19 protein-coding genes, 4 tRNA genes and 1 riboswitch are annotated in these 22,580 nt (G+C 60.1%); of the genes, 18 read left to right on the top strand and 5 right to left on the bottom strand.

Features of this window, described 5'->3' with window-relative positions; translation table 11 throughout:
• Positions 1-27 precede the first annotated feature (27 nt).
• From astA to astE, 5 genes are all read left to right on the top strand, one after another.
• Complete coding sequence (astA, locus tag J3P92_RS19000; RefSeq protein WP_420767500.1) at positions 28-1,053, top strand: arginine N-succinyltransferase; 1,026 nt, start codon at positions 28-30, stop codon at positions 1,051-1,053.
• Positions 1,050-2,519, top strand: coding sequence for a succinylglutamate-semialdehyde dehydrogenase (gene astD / locus J3P92_RS18995; RefSeq protein WP_434651157.1), 1,470 nt, complete (start codon positions 1,050-1,052; stop codon positions 2,517-2,519). The genes astA and astD overlap by 4 nt, the downstream gene beginning before the upstream one ends.
• 143 nt (positions 2,520-2,662) lie before the next feature.
• The gene (gene astB / locus J3P92_RS18990) at positions 2,663-4,009 is read left to right on the top strand and encodes an N-succinylarginine dihydrolase (protein ID WP_434648678.1); all 1,347 of its coding nucleotides are present in this window, start codon (positions 2,663-2,665) and stop codon (positions 4,007-4,009) included.
• 69 nt (positions 4,010-4,078) lie between these two features.
• Positions 4,079-4,366 (top strand): hypothetical protein, encoded by a 288-nt coding sequence (locus J3P92_RS18985; protein WP_003178862.1) that lies wholly within the window; start codon positions 4,079-4,081, stop codon positions 4,364-4,366.
• Positions 4,367-4,378: 12 nt separating this feature from the next.
• Positions 4,379-5,386: a succinylglutamate desuccinylase gene (gene astE / locus J3P92_RS18980; protein ID WP_434648676.1), complete on the top strand. Its 1,008-nt coding sequence runs from the start codon at positions 4,379-4,381 to the stop codon at positions 5,384-5,386.
• A gap of 134 nt (positions 5,387-5,520) precedes the next feature.
• Here astE and J3P92_RS18975 read toward each other — a convergent pair whose 3' ends face one another.
• Entirely contained in the window at positions 5,521-6,030 is a 510-nt protein-coding gene (locus J3P92_RS18975) for a 6,7-dimethyl-8-ribityllumazine synthase (protein ID WP_434607346.1), read from the bottom strand.
• Between the two features lie 98 nt (positions 6,031-6,128).
• Positions 6,129-6,296: riboswitch (FMN riboswitch) on the bottom strand.
• Positions 6,297-6,478: 182 nt separating this feature from the next.
• Between J3P92_RS18975 and ltaE the strand changes: the two genes are divergently transcribed.
• From ltaE to J3P92_RS18940, 7 genes are all read left to right on the top strand, one after another.
• Entirely contained in the window at positions 6,479-7,483 is a 1,005-nt protein-coding gene (ltaE, locus tag J3P92_RS18970) for a low-specificity L-threonine aldolase (protein ID WP_434648674.1), read from the top strand.
• Positions 7,484-7,629: 146 nt separating this feature from the next.
• Complete coding sequence (alaS, locus tag J3P92_RS18965) at positions 7,630-10,251, top strand: alanine--tRNA ligase (protein WP_434648673.1); 2,622 nt, start codon at positions 7,630-7,632, stop codon at positions 10,249-10,251.
• Positions 10,252-10,336: 85 nt separating this feature from the next.
• Positions 10,337-11,578, top strand: coding sequence for an aspartate kinase (locus J3P92_RS18960; protein WP_434648671.1), 1,242 nt, complete (start codon positions 10,337-10,339; stop codon positions 11,576-11,578).
• A gap of 184 nt (positions 11,579-11,762) precedes the next feature.
• Entirely contained in the window at positions 11,763-11,951 is a 189-nt protein-coding gene (csrA, locus tag J3P92_RS18955) for a carbon storage regulator CsrA (protein WP_003178872.1), read from the top strand.
• Positions 11,952-12,013: 62 nt separating this feature from the next.
• Positions 12,014-12,104 (top strand) — tRNA-Ser (locus tag J3P92_RS18950).
• A gap of 107 nt (positions 12,105-12,211) precedes the next feature.
• Positions 12,212-12,288: transfer RNA gene (locus J3P92_RS18945), tRNA-Arg, on the top strand.
• Between the two features lie 72 nt (positions 12,289-12,360).
• Positions 12,361-12,437: transfer RNA gene (locus tag J3P92_RS18940), tRNA-Arg, on the top strand.
• 40 nt (positions 12,438-12,477) lie between these two features.
• On the opposite strand, the gene J3P92_RS18935 is transcribed toward J3P92_RS18940, so the two are convergent.
• Complete coding sequence (locus J3P92_RS18935; protein WP_434560227.1) at positions 12,478-12,969, bottom strand: cell envelope protein SmpA; 492 nt, start codon at positions 12,967-12,969, stop codon at positions 12,478-12,480.
• Positions 12,970-13,290: 321 nt separating this feature from the next.
• Here J3P92_RS18935 and mgtE point away from each other — a divergent pair, with 321 nt between their 5' ends.
• Complete coding sequence (mgtE, locus tag J3P92_RS18930) at positions 13,291-14,733, top strand: magnesium transporter (RefSeq protein WP_420767492.1); 1,443 nt, start codon at positions 13,291-13,293, stop codon at positions 14,731-14,733.
• A 130-nt stretch (positions 14,734-14,863) separates the two neighbouring features.
• Here the strand turns inward: mgtE and J3P92_RS18925 are convergent, their stop codons facing one another.
• Entirely contained in the window at positions 14,864-15,190 is a 327-nt protein-coding gene (locus tag J3P92_RS18925) for an Arc family DNA-binding protein (RefSeq protein ID WP_003178899.1), read from the bottom strand.
• A gap of 524 nt (positions 15,191-15,714) precedes the next feature.
• On the opposite strand from J3P92_RS18925, the gene J3P92_RS18920 reads away from it, so the two are divergent.
• From J3P92_RS18920 to J3P92_RS18900, 5 genes are all read left to right on the top strand, one after another.
• Positions 15,715-15,791 (top strand) — tRNA-Arg (locus tag J3P92_RS18920).
• A 218-nt stretch (positions 15,792-16,009) separates the two neighbouring features.
• On the top strand, positions 16,010-17,617 hold the full coding sequence (locus J3P92_RS18915; RefSeq protein ID WP_420767491.1) for a response regulator: 1,608 nt from the start codon (positions 16,010-16,012) through the stop codon (positions 17,615-17,617).
• Positions 17,610-18,302, top strand: coding sequence for a sensor histidine kinase (locus J3P92_RS18910; RefSeq protein ID WP_434648669.1), 693 nt, complete (start codon positions 17,610-17,612; stop codon positions 18,300-18,302). Before J3P92_RS18915 ends, J3P92_RS18910 begins: the two co-directional genes overlap by 8 nt.
• Positions 18,303-18,519: 217 nt before the next feature.
• A complete protein-coding gene (locus J3P92_RS18905) occupies positions 18,520-19,761 on the top strand; it encodes a glutamine synthetase family protein (RefSeq protein ID WP_434651155.1) in 1,242 nt (413 codons plus the stop codon).
• A 70-nt stretch (positions 19,762-19,831) separates the two neighbouring features.
• The gene (locus J3P92_RS18900) at positions 19,832-21,199 is read left to right on the top strand and encodes an MFS transporter (protein ID WP_420767489.1); all 1,368 of its coding nucleotides are present in this window, start codon (positions 19,832-19,834) and stop codon (positions 21,197-21,199) included.
• 67 nt (positions 21,200-21,266) lie between these two features.
• Here the strand turns inward: J3P92_RS18900 and J3P92_RS18895 are convergent, their stop codons facing one another.
• Both J3P92_RS18895 and J3P92_RS18890 read right to left on the bottom strand, forming a co-directional pair.
• Positions 21,267-22,013, bottom strand: a complete 747-nt coding sequence (locus J3P92_RS18895) for a flagellar brake protein (protein WP_420767488.1) — start codon at positions 22,011-22,013, stop codon at positions 21,267-21,269.
• Positions 22,014-22,105: 92 nt separating this feature from the next.
• The gene (locus tag J3P92_RS18890; RefSeq protein ID WP_434648667.1) at positions 22,106-22,573 is read right to left on the bottom strand and encodes a flagella synthesis protein FlgN; all 468 of its coding nucleotides are present in this window, start codon (positions 22,571-22,573) and stop codon (positions 22,106-22,108) included.
• Positions 22,574-22,580: the final 7 nt, after the last annotated feature.

Here is a 22,580-nt window from a genome sequence, read left to right as displayed (position 1 = left end):
CATGAGCGGCCCGTTCGAGGAGATAGCATGATCGTTCGTCCCGTACGCAGCAGCGATTTACCCGCTCTGATCGCCCTGGCCCGCAGCACCGGCACCGGCCTGACCACCTTGCCGGCCAATGAAGAGCGTCTGGCCCATCGGGTTGGCTGGGCCGAAAAGACCTTTCGCGGCGAAGCTGGGCGTGGCGACGCGGACTACCTGTTCGTGCTCGAAGACGATGACGGTCGCGTGGTGGGTATTTCCGCCATCGCAGGCGCCGTGGGGTTGCGTGAGCCTTGGTACAACTTCCGGGTTGGCCTGACAGTCAGTGCTTCCCAAGAGCTGAACATCTATCGGGAGATCCCGACGTTGTTCCTGGCCAACGACCTGACGGGCAATTCCGAGCTGTGCTCGCTGTTCCTCCACGCGGACTACCGCAATGGCCTCAATGGCCGGATGCTGGCGAAGGCGCGGCTGCTGTTCATCGCCGAATTCCCACAACTGTTCGGCAACAAGATCATCGCCGAGATGCGCGGCATGTCCGACGACAACGGGCGCTCGCCGTTCTGGGAAAGCCTGGGCCGGCACTTTTTCAAGATGGAGTTCAGCCAGGCCGACTACCTGACCGGGGTCGGTAACAAAGCGTTCATCGCCGAGCTGATGCCCAAGTTCCCGCTGTACACCTGCTTCTTGTCCGAGGACGCCCGGGCCGTGATCGGCCAGGTCCATCCCGACACCGAGCCGGCGCTGTCGATGCTCAAGAGCGAAGGATTCAGTTACCAGGGCTACGTCGACATCTTCGACGCTGGCCCGGCCATCGAGTGCGAGACCGGCAAGATCCGCGCGATCCGCGACAGCCAGGCGCTGGTTCTGGCCGTTGGCACGCCCGGCGATGACGCCACGCCATTTCTCATTCATAACCGCAAATGCCAGGACTGCCGCATCACGGCGGCGCCGGCGCGTTTCGCCGCGGGCACCCTGGTGGTCGATCCACTGACCGCCAAACGTCTTCAACTCAACGCTGGCGACCAGGTGCGTGCCGTGGCGTTGTCTGCCGCTCGGGAGTCGAAATAATGAAATCGTTGTACATCGCTGGAAGTTGGCTGGAAGGCCAGAGCGACGTCTTTGAGTCGTTGAACCCGGTGACCCAGCAAGTGCTGTGGTCTGGAAAAGGCGCGACGGCGGCGCAGGTGGAGTCCGCCGTGCAGGCGGCGCGCCAGGCATTCCCGGACTGGGCGCGACGCTCGCTGGATGAGCGCATCCAGGTGTTGGAAGCGTTCGCCGACACCCTGAAGACGCACGCTGACGAATTGGCCCGTTGCATCGGTGAGGAAACCGGCAAGCCCTTGTGGGAAGCCGCCACCGAAGTCACCAGCATGATCAACAAAGTCGCCATCTCAGTGCAGAGCTACCGCGAGCGCACCGGCGAGAAAAGCGGCCCTCTGGGCGACGCTACCGCCGTGCTGCGCCACAAGCCCCACGGTGTGGTGGCGGTGTTCGGTCCTTACAACTTCCCTGGTCACTTGCCCAACGGGCACATTGTGCCTGCGCTGCTGGCGGGCAATTGCGTGTTGTTCAAGCCCAGTGAGCTGACGCCGAAAGTCGCCGAGTTGACGGTCAAGTGCTGGGAGGAGGCGGGCCTGCCGGCAGGCGTGTTGAACCTGGTGCAAGGCGCGCGGGAAACCGGTATTGCCCTGGCGGCGGAACCAGGGATCGACGGGCTGTTCTTCACCGGGTCCAGCCGTACCGGCAATCTTCTGCACCAACAGTTCTCCGGTCGCCCGGACAAGATCCTCGCCCTGGAAATGGGTGGCAACAATCCGTTGGTGGTCGATGAGGTGGCCGACGTCGATGCGGCGGTGTACACCATCATCCAGTCCGCATTCATTTCCGCCGGCCAGCGCTGCACCTGCGCGCGCCGCCTGCTGGTGCCGGAAGGCGCCTGGGGCGATGCCTTGCTGGCGCGCCTGGTGCAGGTCAGCTCGACCCTCGACGTCGGGGCCTTCGACCAGCAACCGGCGCCGTTCATGGGCTCTGTGGTTTCCCTTGCCGCCGCGAAGGCCCTGATGGATGCGCAAAACCATTTACTGGGCAAGGGCGCCGTGCCGCTGCTGGCCATGACCCAGCCGCAACCCCAGGCTGCGTTGTTGACGCCAGGGATCCTCGATGTCACTGCCGTGGCCGAGCGCCCCGACGAGGAATTGTTCGGGCCGTTGCTGCAGGTCATTCGCTACAAGGATTTCGCGGGCGCGATCAGCGAAGCCAACAATACTCAATATGGCCTGGCCGCCGGCTTGCTTTCGGATTCCCAGGAACGCTACGAGCAGTTCTGGCTGCAAAGCCGCGCCGGTATCGTCAACTGGAACAAACAACTGACCGGCGCCGCCAGCAGCGCGCCGTTCGGCGGTGTCGGTGCCTCGGGCAACCACCGCGCCAGCGCTTATTACGCGGCGGATTATTGCGCGTATCCGGTGGCTTCCCTGGAAACGCCGAGCCTGGTCATGCCGGCGAGCCTGACGCCTGGCGTAAAAATGGTGTAGTCCGTTTCGCGAGCAGGCTCGCTCTCACAGGGATTTGCACAATCCATTGTGGGAGCGAGCCTGCTCCGGGCGGCGATCCGACGAAGCCCGCACTGCGGTCTTTACTGATGCCTATAAAAACAGATTCTCGTGGAGCCTCGCTGATGAAATCCTATGAAGTCAACTTTGACGGTCTGGTGGGGCCGACCCATAACTACGGCGGGCTTTCCTACGGCAACGTCGCCTCCCAGAGCAACAGCCAGCAATCTTCCAACCCCAAGGAAGCGGCATTGCAAGGCCTGGCGAAAATGAAAGCGCTGATGGACATGGGGTTCCAGCAAGGGGTGCTGGCGCCGCAGGAGCGCCCGGACGTAGCGGCTTTGCGCCGGCTGGGCTTTGCCGGCAGCGATGCCCAGGTCATCCAGCAGGCCGCCAAAGAAGCCATGCCGTTGCTCGTTGCCAGTTGCTCGGCCTCGAGCATGTGGGTAGCCAACGCCGCCACCGTCAGCCCGAGCGCCGACACGGCTGACGGTCGCGTGCATTTCACCGCCGCCAACCTCAACTGCAAATACCACCGCAGCATCGAACACCCGACCACCAGTCGCGTGCTGGGGGCGATGTTTGCCAACGCGCAACACTTCGCCCACCACGCCGCATTGCCGGCGGTGGCACAGTTCGGCGACGAAGGCGCGGCCAACCACACGCGTTTCTGTCGCGCCTATGGCGAAGCCGGTGTCGAGTTCTTCGTGTTCGGTCGCAGTGCATTCGACAGCCGTTTCCCTTCGCCACAGAAATACCCGGCGCGCCAGACCCTCGAAGCGTCCCGCGCCGTCGCCCGCCTGCACGGCTTGAGCGAAGAGGGCGTGGTCTACGCCCAGCAGAACCCGGCGGTGATCGACCAGGGGGTTTTCCACAACGACGTGATCGCAGTGGGCAATGGCGAGGTGTTGTTCTATCACGAGGATGCGTTCCTCGAGACCGACAAGATGCTGGCCGAGCTGAGCTGCAAACTCGCCAAGGTTGGTGGGAAATTTCAGTCGGTGTGTGTACCGCGTTCGGCGGTCACCGTGGATGACGCGGTGCGTTCCTACTTGTTCAACAGCCAATTGCTTTCGCGTCCCGATGGCTCGATGCTGTTGATCGTGCCGGAAGAGTGCCGCAGCAACGAACGCGTCTGGCAGTACCTGCAAGGCCTGACGGGTTCTGGCGGGGTCATCCGGGAAGTGAAGGTCTTCGACCTCAAGCAAAGCATGCAGAACGGTGGCGGCCCGGCGTGCCTGCGGTTGCGCGTGGCGTTGAACGAAACCGAGCTGGCCGCCGTCAACCCAGGGGTTATCATGACCGCGCCGCTGTACGATTCGCTGACCCAGTGGGTCGAGCGCCACTACCGCGACCGCATGGCCGAAAACGACCTGGCGGACCCGCAGTTGCTGCTTGAATGCCGGTCGGCCCTGGATGAGCTGACACAAATCCTTAAACTTGGCTCGGTCTATCCTTTCCAGATCAATTGAAAGCGCGCGCGACCTGACTACAGTCAAAGCAGGGCGCGTTGCCTTATCCCCAGACGAGAATGTAAAAACATGAGCGATACCCTGCAGCTGATTCTTGAAGACACCGACGGCACGCAACTGGAAACCTCCTGCACCCGCGTCGCGGTGATGTGGCAGGGCAAGGAGCTGTGGATCCAGCAGGACGGCCGTGGTCAGTTGCTGATCGGCGTCGACGTGGAGGAAGGAGACGAGGAATACGCCAACCTGCTGTTGCGTCCGTTGGCGACCAACCTGGTCAGCCTGCAACTGGAAATGGAACCGGCGGACGTCGGCGACGATGACCATGTCCATGGCCCGGATTGCGGCCACGACCATTAAGGAAACCGCATTATGCTCGCCCTCGGCAAACTGCTTGAACTGACCCTCGCCGGCCGTGAACCGGCGGAGAAGACTCAACTGACTGTCGAAGGCGTACGGATGCGCTGGCTGAGCGAGGGCGCGCTGGAGGTCAAGCCGCCCGAAGCCCGGGATAATGGCCTGGACCTGCTGCTGTCGGCGGGTATTCACGGCAACGAAACCGCGCCGATCGAATTGCTTGACCGGCTGTTGCATGACATTGCCCGTGGCGACCTGAAGCCCCGGGCGCGCATTCTGTTCCTGTTCGGAAATCCCGAGGCAATCCGTCGCGGCGAGCGCTTTGTCGAGCAGGACGTCAACCGGCTGTTCAATGGTCGTCATGAGTTGAGTGGCGGGCCCGAGGCGTTGCGCGCCTGTGAGCTGGAGCGCCTGGCCGCAAGTTTTTTCAGCGTGCCGGACCGCAGCCGTCTGCACTACGACCTGCACACCGCCATTCGCGGCTCGAGGATCGAGCAGTTCGCCCTGTACCCCTGGAAAGAAGGCCGCCAGCACTCACGCCGTGAACTGGCGCGCCTGCGCGCGGCGGGCATGGAAGCAGTGTTGCTGCAGAACAAGCCCTCCATCGTATTCAGCGCCTACACCTACGACCAGCTCGGTGCCGAGTCCTTCACCCTGGAACTGGGCAAGGCCCGGCCGTTCGGGCAAAACGACGGCGTCAACGTCAACTTGCTGGAAACCCGTCTGCAGCAGATCATCGAAGGCAATGAGCCCGAGCTGGAGGACAGCCTGGACGGCCTGCAACTGTTCAGCGTGGCGCGGGAAATCATCAAGCACAGCGACAGCTTCCGCCTGAATCTGCCCGCGGACATCGAGAATTTCTCGGAGCTGGATAAAGGCTATGTGCTGGCCGAAGACATCGCCCAGACCCGCTGGGTGATCGAAGAAGAGGGCGCCCGGATCATCTTCCCTAACCCTAAGGTGAAGAATGGTTTGCGGGCCGGCATCCTGATCGTGCCCGCGACTGACGAAAACTTGGCCTGACCCGAATCTCACGCACGCCGCTGAACCCCTGTGGGAGCGAGCTTGCTCGCGATAGCTGAGTGTCAGCGACAAGGATGTCGGCTGGAGCACCGCTATCGCGAGCAAGCTCGCTCCCACAGGTTTTTTAGCGGCTTTTAAACCGCTACCGCCCGCTGCTCACTGCGACGCAACGCCCGAGTCTTATGCAGCGTATCGGCACACGTCTTCGCCGCTTCCTGACCCTTGTGTACGAAGTGCTCGAAGAAAAACTTCTGGTGTTCTTCGCCTGCATGGAAGTGATGCGGCGTCAGCACGACCGAGAACACCGGTACCTCGGTTTCCAACTGGACCTGCATCAGGCCGGTGATGACCGATTGGGCGACAAACTCGTGGCGGTAGATCCCGCCATCCACCACCAGGCCGGCAGCGACGATACCGGCGTAACGGCCGGATTTGGCCAGCAACTTGGCGTGAAGCGGGATTTCAAAGGCACCGCCGACTTCGAAGAAGTCGATGTCGCTTTCCTGGTAGCCCTGGCTGATCATTTCGGCGACGAAGCCTTTGCGGCTCTGGTCGACGATTTCCTTGTGCCAGCAGGCCTGGATGAACGCGACGCGCTCGCCCGGATGGGTTTTGGTCTTGCTGTCGATTGCGGTGGGTTGCATGTTCTGGTTCCTGTTTGTGTAAAAAACAGGGCGTCATGAATCGAAGGGGATTCGAGGGTACGCCGCGCACAGAGTCGCAGTCGGCCCTTGGGTGTCGATCCCGTTCTCTCTTCATCCGGACTATGACCGTCGGCCCCGGGATCAAACCGGGTCTGCTGACCTTGCCGCTGCACCGCGAAAGCCGTGTAGTGCCAAGCGCTCGCGGGCTATGCGCATTGCGCGCAATTACCGCCGGTGGGGAATCGCACCCCGCCCTGAGAACGTTTTGCCGACACATTTTGTGACGGCGGAGGATTTTTAACACATAACCCCTGTGGGAGCGAGCAAGCTCGCTACCACAGGTGATTTGGATGGTCCGTGTGGTCCTGGGCTTGATTATTCCGCGCCATGCCCGCAGTAATTGCCCTTAGAAAGGGAATTTTCCCCACCAGAACCCGAGGCCAGATTCATGAGTGTTATCGATCTTCGCAGCGACACGGTCACCCAACCCTCCGCCGGCATGCTGGATGCCATGGCCAGCGCGCCGACCGGCGACGATGTGTATGGCGAAGACCCGACTGTCAACCGTCTCGAAGCCGAGCTCGCCGAGCGCTTGGGTTTTGCCGCGGCACTGTTCGTGCCCTCAGGCACCATGAGCAATCTGCTGGGGTTGATGGCCCATTGCGAGCGCGGCGACGAATATATCGTCGGCCAGCAAGCCCACACTTACAAATACGAGGGCGGCGGCGCGGCGGTGCTTGGTTCGATCCAGCCGCAACCTCTCGAAGTGCAGGCGGACGGCTCGTTAGACCTGGCGCACGTCGCGGCGGCGATCAAGCCCGACGATTTCCACTTTGCCCGCACGCGACTGCTAGCCTTGGAAAACACCATGCAGGGCAAGGTGCTGCCGCTGGATTACCTGGCCCGAGCCCGGCGCTTTACCCAGGAGCATGGGCTTGCCCTTCATCTGGACGGGGCACGGTTGTACAACGCCGCCGCCAAGCTGAATGTCGATGCCCGGGAAATCACCCAACATTTCGATTCGGTGTCGGTGTGCCTGTCCAAGGGGCTGGGTGCTCCGGTGGGCTCGGTGCTGTGCGGCACGGTCGAGCTGATCCGCAAGGCCCGCCGGCTGCGCAAAATGGTTGGCGGGGGGATGCGCCAGGCCGGGATCCTCGCTGCGGCGGGGCTGTATGCCCTGGACCATAACGTCCAGCGCCTGGCTGATGACCACGCCAATGCTCAGAGGCTCGCCGAAGGCTTGCGCGCGGCGGGCTACGAGGTCGAGCCGGTGCATACCAACATGGTCTACGTGCAAATGGGTGAGCGGGCCGAGGCGATCAAGGCGTTTGCCGATGAGCGGGGCGTCAAGCTCAGCGCGGCTTCACGGCTGCGAATGGTGACGCACATGGACGTGAGCGCGGCGCAAATCGTTCACGTGATCACCACTTTCGTCGAATTTTCCCGCCAATGACCCGGGAACCGGGGTAATTGATAGTTTCTATCGCATAAACACGCTGTACCCCACGCGAAGGGCCGATATAATGCGGCCCTTTGCCGTTGCTCCGTCTGTTGACGTTTTGCACAGGCCTTTGGCCGCAGCCTCCGTGGAAGAACCTAATGAAAAGCGCAGAAATCCGTGAAGCCTTCCTTCGCTTCTTCGAAGAGCAAGGCCACACCCGAGTAGCCTCCAGCTCTTTGATTCCGGGCAACGACCCGACCCTGCTGTTCACCAACGCGGGGATGAACCAGTTCAAGGACTGCTTCCTGGGCCAGGAAAAACGTGCCTACACCCGTGCGGTGAGCAGCCAGAAGTGCGTGCGCGCCGGCGGCAAGCACAACGACCTGGAAAACGTCGGCTATACCGCTCGTCACCACACGTTCTTCGAGATGCTGGGCAACTTCAGCTTCGGTGATTATTTCAAGCGTGACGCCATTACCTTTGCCTGGACGTTCCTCACGTCTGACAAATGGCTGAACCTGCCCAAGGAAAAACTTTGGGTAACGGTCTATGCCACCGACGACGAAGCCTATGACATCTGGACCAAGGACGTCGGTGTCCCGGCTGAGCGCATGGTGCGCATCGGCGACAACAAGGGTGCGCCCTACGCGTCGGATAACTTCTGGACCATGGGTGACACCGGCCCATGCGGCCCTTGCACCGAGATCTTCTACGATCACGGCGCCGACATCTGGGGTGGCCCACCGGGCTCGCCGGAAGAAGACGGTGACCGCTATATCGAAATCTGGAACAACGTCTTCATGCAGTTCAACCGCACCGCCGATGGCGTGTTGCATCCGCTGCCAGCACCGTCGGTGGACACCGGCATGGGCCTGGAGCGGATCAGCGCGGTGCTGCAGCACGTTCACTCCAACTACGAAATCGACCTATTCCAGAGCCTGCTGAGCGCGTCGGCCAAGGCCATCGGCTGCACCAACGACAACCAGGCTTCGCTGAAAGTAGTCGCTGACCACATCCGTTCCTGCGGCTTCCTGATTGCCGACGGTGTACTGCCTTCCAACGAAGGCCGCGGTTATGTGCTGCGCCGGATCATCCGCCGCGCCTGCCGCCACGGCAACAAGCTGGGCGCCAAGGGCAGTTTCTTCTATCAGATCGTCGGGGCGCTGGTGGCCGAGATGGGCGAAGCCTTCCCGGAACTCAAGACCCAACAGGCGCATATCGAGCGCGTGCTCAAGGGCGAAGAAGAGCAGTTCGCCAAGACCCTGGAGCAAGGCCTGAAGATCCTCGAGCAGGACCTGGCCGAACTCAAGGGCAACGTGGTCCCGGGCGATGTGGTGTTCAAACTGTACGACACGTACGGCTTCCCGATGGACCTGACTGGCGACATCGCCCGCGAGCGCAACCTGACCCTCGACGAGGAAGGTTTCGAGCGCGAGATGGAAGCCCAGCGTGTGCGTGCGCGCTCCGCGAGCTCCTTCGGCATGGACTACAACAGCCTGGTCAAGGTTGACGTGGCGACCGAGTTCACTGGCTACGCCGCGACCACCGGTTCGGCCAAGATCGTCGCCATCTATAAGGATGGGCAGTCGGTCGACATCCTGAGCGAAGGCCAGGAAGGCGTGATCGTGCTGGACAAGACACCGTTCTACGCCGAATCCGGCGGCCAGATCGGCGACAGCGGTTACCTGCAGGCGGGCAATTCGCGCTTCGATGTACGCGATACCACCAAGACCGGCGGTGCCTTCCTGCACCACGGCGTGCTGGCTTCCGGCAGCCTGATGATCGCCGCCCCAGTGGCCGCTCATGTCGATGCCGAGGTTCGCCACGCGACTTCCCTGAACCACTCCGCCACGCACTTGCTGCACGCAGCGTTGCGCCAGGTGCTGGGCGAGCATGTCCAACAGAAAGGCTCCTTGGTGGACAGCCAGCGCCTGCGCTTCGACTTCAGCCACTTCGAAGCCATCAAGCCTGAGCAGATCAAGGCGCTGGAAGACATTGTCAACGCGCAGATCCGCAAGAACTCACCGGTAGAAACCGAAGAAACCGATATCGAGACCGCCAAGCGCAAGGGCGCGATGGCGCTGTTCGGCGAGAAGTATGGCGACAGTGTCCGTGTACTGAGCATGGGCGACTTCTCCGTTGAGCTGTGCGGTGGCATCCATGCCAATCGCACCGGCGACATCGGCCTGCTGAAGATCATCAGCGAAGGCGGCGTTGCCTCCGGCGTGCGACGTATCGAGGCCGTCACTGGCGCAGCGGCGCTGGCGTACCTCAACGCGGCGGAAGAACAACTCAAGGAAGCGGCCAGCCTGATCAAGGGCAGTCGCGACAACCTGATCGACAAGCTGTCGGCTGTGCTGGAGCGCAACCGCGCGCTGGAAAAGCAACTCGAGCAGTTGCAGGCCAAGGCCGCCAGCGCCGCGGGCGACGATCTGTCGGCCCAGGCCGTGGACGTCAAGGGCATGAAAGTGCTGGCCGCGCGTCTCGACGGCCAAGACGGCAAGGCCTTGTTGGCGCTGGTCGATCAACTGAAAAACAAACTCGGCCGCGCAGTGATCCTGCTCGGCGGTGTCCATGAGGAAAAGGTCGTTCTCGTCGCAGGCGTGACCAAAGACCTGACTGGCCAACTCAAAGCCGGTGATTTGATGAAGCAGGCCGCTGCGGCAGTGGGCGGGAAGGGCGGTGGTCGTCCAGACATGGCGCAAGGCGGCGGTACCGATGCCGGCGCCCTGGACGCGGCATTGGCCCAGACCGTTGCATTTGTAGAGCAGGGTATTTAAGGCGGCGCCCCGGGTTCGCCAAGGCGGACCCGGCCGCTGTTGAGTGATTATTTGGGCGCCCTTCACGGGCAGAGGCGGCTTTGAAATGGCTTTGATCGTACAGAAATTTGGAGGCACCTCGGTCGGCACCGTCGAGAGAATCGAACAAGTCGCCGACAAGGTTAAGAAATTCCGTGACGCTGGCGATGACCTGGTGGTCGTGCTGTCGGCAATGAGCGGCGAGACCAACCGTCTGATCGATCTGGCCAAGCAAATCAGCGGCGACCAGCAACCGGTCCCCCGCGAGCTGGATGTGATCGTTTCCACTGGTGAGCAGGTGACCATCGCCTTGCTGGCCATGGCGCTGATCAAGCGTGGCGTGCCGGCGGTGTCCTACACCGGTAACCAAGTCCGTATCCTGACGGACAGCGCGCATAACAAAGCGCGTATCCTGCAAATCGACGATCAGAAAATTCGTGGTGACCTGAAGGCCGGTCGTGTCGTGGTTGTCGCCGGTTTCCAGGGCGTGGATGAGCACGGCAACATCACCACCCTTGGTCGTGGCGGTTCCGATACCACTGGTGTCGCGCTGGCAGCAGCCCTCAAGGCTGACGAGTGCCAGATCTACACCGATGTGGATGGCGTCTATACCACCGACCCACGGGTTGTGCCCGTGGCTCAGCGCCTGGACAAGATTACCTTCGAAGAGATGCTGGAAATGGCCAGCCTCGGTTCCAAGGTATTGCAGATCCGCGCGGTTGAATTCGCCGGCAAGTACAACGTTCCGCTGCGCGTCCTGCACAGCTTCAAGGAGGGTCCGGGCACCCTCATTACTATTGATGAAGAGGAATCCATGGAACAGCCGATCATTTCCGGCATCGCTTTCAACCGCGATGAAGCCAAGCTGACCATCCGTGGCGTGCCAGACACCCCCGGTGTGGCCTTCAAGATTCTAGGTCCGATCAGTGCCGCCAACATTGAAGTCGACATGATCGTGCAGAACGTTGCGCACGATAACACCACCGACTTCACCTTTACCGTGCACCGCAACGACTACCAGTCCGCCGAAGCCGTGCTCAAGAACACGGCCGACGAGATTGGCGCCCGGGAAGTGGTGGGCGATACCAAGATTGCCAAGGTCTCGATCGTTGGTGTTGGCATGCGCTCCCACGCGGGCGTGGCGAGCCGCATGTTCGAGTCCCTGGCCAAGGAAAGCATCAATATCCAGATGATCTCCACCTCGGAAATCAAGGTTTCCGTGGTGATCGAGGAGAAGTATCTGGAACTCGCCGTGCGCGCCCTGCACACGGCTTTTGAACTCGACGCCGCAGCCCGACAGGGCGAGTAAGGCGTTGCCTGAGGGCGCGGCTTCGACCGCGCCCTTTGTTTTTCTGAATGGCATGTTCCAAAACTGTTCTTTTGCACCCGCTGGTCAATACTAGGCCTGTGGGCCGCGAGCGTTTCGGTTGTAGGACCCATGCCCTTTTTTTGCAGACTGTTGTTCCTGAACTGAATCGCGTGAGGAGAAACGTATGCTGATTCTGACCCGTCGGTGCGCAGAGAGCCTGATTATTGGCGATGGCGAAATCACCGTGACCGTGCTCGGCGTCAAAGGAAACCAAGTGCGTATCGGCGTCAATGCGCCGAAGGAGGTCGCTGTGCACCGGGAGGAAATCTACCTGCGTATCAAGAAAGAGAAGGACGACGAACCAAGCCATTAATTTTTATCGATTTTTATGTTTGCAAACGGGGATGAAGGTGGTTAATATACGCCCCGTGTTGCGGAGAGCTGGCCGAGTGGCCGAAGGCGCTCCCCTGCTAAGGGAGTACACCTCAAAAGGGTGTCGGGGGTTCGAATCCCCCGTTCTCCGCCATTATTCGTTTAGTGCGCTGTTATCTTGCTTGATCGGTAAGTGATTGAAATTACTGAAAAAAGCGCTTTACAAAAAGATTCGGCGACCTATAATGCGCGGCAACAAATGCACTCGTAGCTCAGCTGGATAGAGTACTCGGCTACGAACCGAGCGGTCACAGGTTCGAATCCTGTCGAGTGCACCATTTAAGAGTTGCTTGCAGCAATGCAAATAACTTGGCTTCAACCAGTTGTGATCTGGTATAAAACCACAACTTGCACTCGTAGCTCAGCTGGATAGAGTACTCGGCTACGAACCGAGCGGTCACAGGTTCGAATCCTGTCGAGTGCACCATACACCAAGAAGCCCGCGTTTAACGCGGGCTTTTTGCTGTCTACGATTTGCCTTTCACGCATCCCTTCTCGTCGAACACGACCTCTGCGCTCCGACCTTTCTGTGTCTTGTAGGTGTACCGAGTGCTCGAATTTCGAACCTTGATCGTATCCGGTTTGCCAAGCGCGCTGACGACGTCTTGTTCGCTCATGCCGACAACGATTCGTCGCTTCAGGATGGCTTCGCGGCGCTGGTTGGTGTTGATCTGGTTTCCACAGCTGTCCTCGAGTTGGCCAACAATGGTCGGTTCCTTGCGTCTGGTTTTGTTGCTGGATGTTTGCCGACCTTCGGCTTCGGGCAGCATCGGCTCGATAGGGGGTGGGCTGTATGTATGAACCTGCTGCATTGTCAGGGTTTCTCCCGGCTCGCAACTGAGGGTTGTGAACGTGATTTTCCCAGCACTGTTTTCGCAGCGGTGCACAACGTGATCGGCAGCCCAGAGAGGCAGGCAGGGCAGGGTGGCGAGCAGAAACAGATAGCGGCTTACGGGCATGCTGCCGTCCTCCTTGACGGTAAATAAAAAAGGATAGCTGTGACATTTCTCCCTGGGGCTGTGTTTTCTTTTCAGGATAAGTCGTCGTAGAAACAGACGTTCAGCCTGTGTTCAGGTTTGTCTCGCAAGCACTTGTTCTTGCCATGATTTTTTAACGTGTTACGGCGCCAAGCGGTGTATGATTGCGCCCGTCAGCCCCGCCGGGGCTTTGGAATATCTTCATGGACTTACCCAGTAGTTACTCAATATCTCTTTTTGCCAATCATGAATTAACTGATTGATCCTTCCGGCGTGCTCCACTGCTGGGAGTGGAGTTCGCCTATGACTGAAATAGAAGTAAAAAAAACGCAGGAAAGCCTTCAGGATCGCCTCGCTCAAGTCGTTGAGCTGTTGCATCGCCAGCGCGTCGTGGAAGACCTCACGCATCGCCAGGAAGGTCCGCATTCCGATCGGGTCGAGAACCTGGTACATCGGCAGAATCTCGTCGAGTTGCAACGTAAGCTCGATGATCTGCACTCGGCCGACGTTGCCTACATCCTTGAAGCCTTGCCGCTGGAAGAGCGTCTGACCGTCTGGCAATTGGTCCAGGCCGATCGCGACGGCGACATCCTGCTCGAAGTGTCCGACTCGGTTCGTGAAACCCTGATCGCAGACATGGATGACCATGAGCTTCTCGCAGCGGCCAAGGAGATGGACGCCGACGAGCTCGCCGACCTTGCTCCCGAATTGCCACGGGACGTTGTCCATGAGCTGATGGAAGCTCTTGATGGTCAACAGCGCGAGCGTGTGCGTTCGGCATTGTCCTATGACGAGGAGCAGGTCGGTGCGCTGATGGACTTCGAGATGGTGACGATCCGCGAGGACGTCAGCCTTGAAGTGGTTTTGCGTTATCTGCGGCGACTCAAGGAATTGCCGGGCCATACCGACAAACTCTTTGTGGTCGATTATGACGGCGTGCTCAAAGGCGTTCTGCCTATCAAGCGTCTTTTGGTCAACGATCCGGAGAAGCAAGTGGCCGAGGTGATGGCCAGCGACCCTGTGAGCTTCCATCCTGACGAAAACGCCTACGATGCGGCCCAGGCATTCGAACGTTACGACCTGATTTCTGCGCCGGTGGTGGACAAGAACGGCAAGCTGATCGGCCGTCTCACCATCGACGAAATGGTGGACTTGATCCGTGAGGAAAGCGAAAGCGAAGTCCTCAGCATGGCGGGTCTGCGGGAAGAGGAGGACATTTTCGCCTCGGTCTGGAAGTCCCTGCGTAACCGTTGGGCCTGGCTGGCGATCAATCTGATCACGGCTTTTGTCGCGTCCCGCGTCATCGGCCTGTTCGAAGGCTCCATCGAAAAGCTGGTCGCACTGGCGGCGTTGATGCCCATCGTTGCCGGTATCGGTGGTAACTCCGGCAACCAGACCATCACCATGATTGTCCGCGCCATGGCCTTGGACCAGGTCAGTACCGGCAATACATCGCGTTTGATGCGCAAGGAACTGGCCGTTGCGTTGATCAATGGCGTCATCTGGGGAGGGGTGATCGGGGTCGTGGCGTACTTGCTGTATGGCAGCTGGTCGCTGGGCGTGGTCATGACTGCGGCGATGACGCTCAATCTGCTGTTGGCCGCGCTGATGGGCGTCTTGATCCCTATGACCCTGGCGCGCCTGGGGCGCGACCCAGCAATGGGTGCGAGCGTGATGATCACCGCCATGACGGACAGCGGCGGGTTTTTCATCTTCCTGGGCTTGGCGACGATTTTCCTGCTCTGAGTGGCTTATCAAGAAGCCCGCCTGACTGGCGGGTTTTTTTCTGGGTGATGGTTTCCCCGCCCCCCCAGGTCGCCAAACGCCGGGCGAAAAAAAAGCCAGCGTTAAGCTGGCTTTATTACCCTGGACACGATCAGGACGCGTCAGCGGCCATTTCGGCATCATGAGCAATCAGCGAAACGAGGGCGTTCTGCTGGCGATGGGAGAGCTGTCGGAAGCGTTGAAGCAACTCGCGCTCATGCAGCGACAGCTCCGGGCTGTCCAGGCGCATGCTCAATTCTTCACCCAACGCACCTTCCTGAATCAGGCTTTGCTCAAGGCGCGCGATGATTTCAGAGTTCATGCTGCGGTGATGATTACGAGCCACCTCGGCAATGCGTTCCCGCATTCCGTCTGGCAGACGCACGACGAACTTGTCAGCCGTACGGCTGGAATAAATTGCCTGTTTCAATGGGCGCATATTTATTTAACCGGTTAGTTCAGGGGAGCGGTTCTGGGGATTGGCCGCAGGATGTCGATAGGACAAGGCCCGTTGCCAAATGTTCAACCTGAATGTTTAGAGGCCGCATCATGCCTCAAAATTGCCAGATCATTGGCGCCAATTCTGTGACAAATTCTGATCCGGGTAAAGGCGTTATGCCAGTACTCTTCTCAAAAAATGCGGACTGGTTTGAAAAACACACAGGTTCCGCATTTTGTGACCACTGCATCGTGTCGTTGTGCCATACCGTTGGGCGGATAACCGATACGCAACTAAACGTCTGCGTTTCTAGTTACGTATAGGATAGTGGCAAAAGGCCGATTTACTAGGCCCGGAGGCTGTGGATAGATGAATGGCGCCATATTTGGGCGGCCTTCCCTTGGCGTGGCGTAAGGGTCGTACTATTTGCCTACACTTAATAGGCAGCGACGACATGACAAACGCGAGAGTGGCCGTTAACATGCTCGCCGTCCAACGCACCGCGTTTCTCGTGGTCGACCCGTGTCTCAGTAGCTCAATTGGATAGAGCATCCCCCTCCTAAGGGGAAGGTTGGCAGTTCGAACCTGCCCTGGGACACCATTATTATCCCGCAGCCCTGCAAGTCCCCACGATCTTCTAACGGAACCCCGTTTGCGGCCGATAACCCGATGAGTCTCCTTTCCTGACGTCCCGGCGTCCTGGAACGGCTCGCGGTATGCGTCGCGGCTGTCTATCATCTGCGCGCTTTGCCGGCAGGGAGGCGGTGTTTCGTTTGTTTTGCCATTGAGTTCATTTTCTTATTTGCCTGGACATCCTCGATGCTGGCGTACCACCAAAAAAGTTTTCTGATCGTCGATGATTTCTCGGATTTCCGCAGCTCCGTCCGGTCGATGTTGCGGGAGTTGGGCGTCAAGGACGTGGACACCGCCGATACCGGTGAAGTAGCGCTGCGCATGTGTTCGCAGAAGCGTTATGACTTCATCTTGCAGGATTATCACCTGGGCGACGGGCGCAAGAACGGCCAGCAGGTGCTGGAAGACCTGATGGTCGAGAAGTTGATCAGCCATGAGAGCGTGTTTCTCATGGTGACCGCCGAGACCAGCCAGGCCATGGTGCTCAGCGCCCTGGAACATGAGCCGGATGCGTACCTGACAAAACCATTCAATCGCTCCGGCCTGGCCCAGCGGTTGGAGCGCCTGGAGCAGCGCAAAACGTTGCTCAAACCGATCCTGCAGGCGCTCGATCGTGGCAAGCCGATGGAAGTGCTCAATGCTTGCATCGCCCTGTGCAAGCAGGACCCGCGCTACGGCCCACTGTGCCTGCGTTATCGGGCCGATGCGCTGCGCGACTTGAATCAGAACGAGGCCCTTGAGCGGTTGTACAACTCCATCATCGCGGATCGCCCGTTGCCGTGGGCGTACGCGGGGTTGGGAAAGTTGTTGTTCAAGCGCGGGCAGATAGGCGAAGCCAAGGCTGTCTATGAAAAGGCCCTGAAAGTCTTTCCGATGATGCCGGCCCTGTACGACGGCATGGCCGACGTGTTGGTGGCTGAAGGCGACACGAAGCAGGCCCAGAACGTATTGGAGGAAGCGGTGCGGTTGTCGCCGTTGGCGGTGCGTCGGCAGTCACTGCTGGGCAAGCTGGCGATGACCAACGAGGATTACGAGACCGCGTCGAAAGCCTATCGCCAGGCGGTCGGGCAGGGGGCGCAATCGCGATTCAAGGATCCGGAGAGCAACCTTGGCCTGGCCCATGCCTTGATCAGCAAGGGCAGCGAGAAGGGCCTGGACACCCGGACGAGGCTGGAAATCAACACCACGCTTAGCGCGGTGGCGAAAGATAACCCCAGCGATCCGGGCCTGCAGGTCCGGGCGCGGCTGATGAAAGCAACGAGCCTGTTGCTCAATGATGCCGAAACCGCCGAAAAGCTCACCGAGCAAGCCTTGCAGCGTCTCGACGGCATGGAACAGTTCATGAGTGCCGAAGCCGCGCTGCTGGTGGCCAAGCAGCTACAGATGCTCGGCCAGACCAGCGCCGGCGAATCGATGCTCAAGAACTGCGCGGAGATCTATGGCGATGATCCGACGGTGATGCAGGGCATTGCCAAGCTCACCGACGACCCGAATATCCTTAACCAGGGCAACGCCGCCGCCGAGCTGAATCGCGAAGGCGTGCGTGTCTACAAGACCGGCGCGTTACCCGAGGCGCGGGAATTGTTCCGGCGTGCACTGAAGCTGCAGCCGAAGAACATCAGTATTGCCCTGAACATGGCGCAATCCCTGCTGCACGGCACCGATACCAGTGTTGAATCGCAGCTGCTGCAGGAATGCCGTGCCTGCCTGAAACTGGTGGGCATGATGCCCGACACCGATGCGCGTTTTGCGCGTTATCAGAAACTGCGAAGCAAGGCATTTGGCGATGAATGACAGCGAACAAGCTCTCGATTTCTCCACGGTGATCGCGTCTACCGTGCATGACATGAAAAACTCCCTGACCCTGCTCATGCAGGCTCATACGCAATGGCTCGAGCGCCTGCCGGAACCTTCGCGGCAGACCTCGGAGCAGGGCGTGATGGAGTTCGAGTTTGCCCATCTCAATGGGCTGCTGGTGCAGTTGCTCGGGTTATACAAGCTGGGCGTGAATCAATTGCCGCTGCATCCGGCCTACCACGAACTGGATGACTTCATCGAAGCGCAGTTGGCCGGCCATCAGGACGTGTTCCGCAGTCGCGGGATCATGGCCACCTATGAGGTCGATCCGCTGAGCCCGCTGGGTTTCTTCGACCGTGAGCTGATCGCGTCGGTGCTCGACAACATGATCAACAATGCCATTCGCCACGCGCGCCAGGCGTTGTTGATCAGCGTGAGCGACGAGGCTGGGCAATTGGTGCTGACCATCAATGACGACGGCGAAGGCTACCCGGCCGAAATGATCGAGCGCCAGGCCGAGTATGTGCAGGGCATCAACCACAGCACCGGCAGCACCGGCCTTGGCCTGTATTTCGCCGCCAGGATCGCCGGGTTGCATCAGCGTGGCGGCTTGAGCGGGCATACCGAGATTGCCAATGGCGGTGTGCTGGGCGGTGGGGTGTTCAGGCTTTACCTGCCCTGAGCTGTCCATATCCCCGTCAGATGTTTATTGTCTCGGGATGCTTGATATTCCGAACAGCCGGAGCCTATTTTGTACGGGTTGCCGTTCGCGGCTCGCACATAACAAGGATTGCGTCATGACGACCGATGGCCAGTGTTCACTCGCACAGCGATTGACGGGCATTGATGAGATTGAATGTGTCACGCCGGATTTGAATGGCGTACCCAGGGGCAAGGTAATGAGCGCCGAGGGCTTCCTTGAAGGCCGGCGGTTGCAGATGGCGCGCGGTGTGCTGCTGCAATGCATCATGGGCGGATATCCGCCAGCGCGCTTTTACGGCAGTGACGACGGCGACCTGGCGTTGGTGGCCGATCCACAGCAGATCCACCGGCTGCCGTGGAGCCATCCGCCGCGCGCCTTGGCGATCTGCGACGCCGATGAGCTCAGCGGCGAAAGCTCACCTTTGTCGACGCGCGGTCAGCTCAAGGCCGTGATCGCTCGATATGCGACGCTCGGGCTAGCGCCGGTAGTGGCGACGGAGCTGGAGTTTTTTGTGTTCGCGCCCAACCCGGATCCTTCCCAGCCATTCCTGCCGCCGATGGGCCTGGATGGTCGTCGCGAAGATGGCCAATCGGCGTTCAGCATCAGTTCCAACAACGGCCTGCGACCGTTCTTCACCGAAGTCTATGAATGCATGGCGGCGCTAGGCCTGCCGCGCGACACGTTCATGCATGAAATGGGCGTCAGCCAGTTTGAAATCAATCTGCTCCACGGCGATGCTCTGCTGTTGGCCGACCAGACGTTCCTGTTCAAGCATTTGCTCAAGGAGGTGGCCCTCAAGCATGGCCTGACGGTGGTCTGCATGGCCAAGCCGCTGGCGCGAACGCCGGGCAGTTCGATGCACATTCACCAGAGCGTCGTCGAGCTGGGCAGCGGGCGCAATGTATTCAGCGACGATGCGGGCGAGCCGACCGCGACGTTCCGGCACTTCATTGGCGGGCAGCAGGCCGGCATGGCGGATTTCACCGCGCTGTTCGCGCCAAACGTGAATTCCTACCACCGCCTCTGCCATCCATTCGCGTCGCCAAACAATGCCTGTTGGTCCCATGACAATCGTTCGGCCGGGCTGCGCATTCCTGCGAGTGCGCCGGTAGCCCGGCGGGTCGAGAACCGCTTGCCGGGAGCCGATGCCAACCCTTACCTGGCGATTGCCGCCAGTCTGGCGGCGGGGCTCCATGGCATCGAGAATCGCCTGGAACCGGGTGCCGCGATCCAGGGCGAGTTCGAGGTGCCGGAGAATCTGTCTTTGCCATGTACCTTGCATGCAGCGCTTGAACGTCTCAAGCGTAGCCACTTGGCGAAGGAACTGTTCGGTAGCGAGTTCATCGAAGGTTACGTTGCCTCGAAAACCCTGGAACTGACCAGTTTCTTTGACGAAATCACGCCCTGGGAGCGGCGCGTTTTGGCGGCCCAGGCATAACGAACCGTCGCATTCGGGCTATCTTCCAAAGATAGCCCTTACTTACCTCAAGGAGCCGCTCGGAACGCCGATGCGCCAAATCTGGAAACCTTTTCGAGCGCTTTATTTCGCCTCGCTGATGATGCTCATCGGCTCAGGCCTTCTGAGTACTTACCTGGCCCTGCGCCTGGCCGCCGACAACGTGGACAGCCTGTGGGTCGGTGCGCTGATGGCGGCGAACTATTTCGGCCTGGTGCTGGGCGGCAAGATCGGCCACCGGCTGATTGGCCGCGTCGGGCATATTCGCGCCTATTCGGCTTGCGCCGGGATCGTCGGTGCGGCGGTATTGGGCCATGGCCTGGTGAACTGGCTGCCGGCCTGGATCGTGCTGCGGATGATTGTCGGCCTGGGCATGATGTGCCAGTACATGGTTATCGAAAGCTGGCTCAACGAGCAGGCCGATGCCAAGCAACGCGGGGTAGTGTTCAGCGGCTATATGATTGCTTCTTACCTGGGGCTGGTGCTGGGCCAACTGATCCTGGTCATGCATCCGGCTCTGGGCCTTGAATTGCTGATGTTGGTGGCGTTGTGTTTCGCCCTGTGCCTGGTGCCGGTGGCATTGACCCGGCGGATTCACCCGGCGCCGTTGCATCCGGCGCCGATGGAGCCGCGCTTCTTTATCAAGCGCGTACCGCAATCGTTGACCACGGTGTTGGGCTCCGGGCTGATCGTCGGCTCCTTCTACGGGCTGGCACCGCTGTACGCCTCCCAGCAGGGCCTGAGTACCGAGCAGGTCGGCTTGTTCATGGGCTGCTGCATCTTTGCCGGCCTGCTGGTGCAATGGCCGCTGGGTTGGCTGTCGGATCGTTACGATCGGGCCCTGTTGATCCGCTGCTTCGCACTGGCCCTGGTGGTGTGTGCCTTGCCGCTGGCCATCCTGTCGAAGGCGCCGCTGGAAGTATTGTTCATCGCCGGTTTCTGCTGTTCGTTGGTGCAGTTTTGCCTGTACCCGCTGGCGGTCGCGTTTTCCAATGACCACGTCGAGGGTGATCGCCGGGTGTCGCTCACCGCGATGCTGCTAGTGACCTACGGCGTGGGCGCCAGCATCGGCCCGTTGGTGGCCGGGGTGCTGATGAAGCTGTACGGCAGCCAGATGCTCTATGGCTTTTTTGCCCTGTTTGCGTTGCTGCTGGTATGGCGGATCCGGCCGAAAGCGGTCACCAACCTGCACCAGGTCGACGACGCGCCGCTGCATCACGTGGCCATGCCGGACAACATGACCAGTTCACCCTTGGTGGCGTGCCTCGATCCGCGGGTCGACGAGCAAGTGGTGCAGGAGCAGATGCAGGCCTCGCCCAATCCGGACGTCGAGCCCGAGCCTCAACCTGAATTGGAGCCGGTCACCGAAGGCGCCGACGACGAACTGCCACCGTCCGATTTCACCCAGGCCAGGCCCTGAGACCGGCATAAAAAAAACGGGCAATCCTTGCAAAGGGATTGCCCGTTTTTTTATAGCGCGCCGGAAATCAGAAGTCGTCTTTATCGAACCGACGGGCTTCACGCTGCAATTGATACACGAAGCGTTCCACCTGGCGTTGTACCAGGCCGCTGATGTTATGGAAGCGCACGCCTGCGAACGTGGTGTTGATCCGCTCTTCGAAATGCAGGTAGCGCAGCTCCACCGGCGCGGTCATGCTGCCAAACGGTAGGGCGGCGATGAAGCGCTCGTAAACCTGGCCCAGCTGCAGCCGTTCAGTGATATCGCCATCGAAGCGCAGCTTGCAGCCGGTTGCGGAAATATCCAGCAGCTTGCCATTCACCGGTGATTTGAGCTTGTCGCCACCCAACTCCACGTTCACCAGTTGCGCCAGTTTCAATGCGGCCCGGAAGGCGTTGCGGCGCTGGTGATAAACCACTTCTTCAGGCAAGGCGCCGCGATAGCAGCGGCCATCGCTCGATTCCTGAATGGTCAATGGGCCGTTGCCCTCCCACGCGATGCGCACGCCGTCATGGAAACCCTCGACGCGAAACGGCTCGCCGGCCAGTAGGAAACGTTCACCGTCCCGAGGAATCATTTCGTCCAGGGCGATGGTGTTGGTTTCGCGATCGACATCCACCAGGTAACTCTGGAACCGCTGGCTGCGCTCGTGGAAGGTGATGATCAGCGGGTCGTGACTGTCTTGCAGCATCCGCAGATTGCCGGAGATTTCCAGAGGGGTGGCGAGGACCTTGGGCGGCTGCGGAGCATCATCCGCGTTTGAGGCATTGAACACGGTGGGTCAATCTCCAGGCAAAATACGACTACAAAGAGCCAGCATTTTGCCAGCATGTATCGCGCGTTGATAGTGCTCCGGCATCGTTCGCTTCATGCCTGGCTGAGCGGGCGGTGCTTGACCATTTTCGCGGTCGAGCCGCGAGCGTCATAGAGCGTCGGGATTTCGCCGCCATTGAGAATACGCAACTGATTGGCGGTGGCGGCCTGTTGCATCAGGATAGACTGGCCGTTTCGAGCATTGGCGGCCTGGCACTGGTTGAGCAGGTCGTTGAGCACGGCGCTTTGCGACAACAGCTGATCGCCGATCGACGATTGGCTGGCCAATTGCTCAAGGCCACTGTTATCGACGGGCAGGTTGAGGCTGGCGAGGATTTCGCTGCGCTTGCGGCCATGCTGGTCGAGCAAAATGATCAATGCCTGCTTTTGCGCCAGAATATTTTCCAGCAGGGGCATGTCCCGCCCGTGCAATGCCAGGGCTTCGGTCTGCAACAGCTCCAACAATTGTTGCGCTGGAGCAAAGTCGTCGATGATCAGTTGCAATAAATGAGTGTCGTGCATGGCTGGC

The sequence above is a fragment of the Pseudomonas sp. D3-27 genome (assembly GCF_051132165.1).
GTDB lineage: Bacteria > Pseudomonadota > Gammaproteobacteria > Pseudomonadales > Pseudomonadaceae > Aquipseudomonas.
The sequence above is the reverse complement of the archived record's forward strand: the minus strand, read 5'-3'. Positions and strand labels throughout refer to the sequence as shown.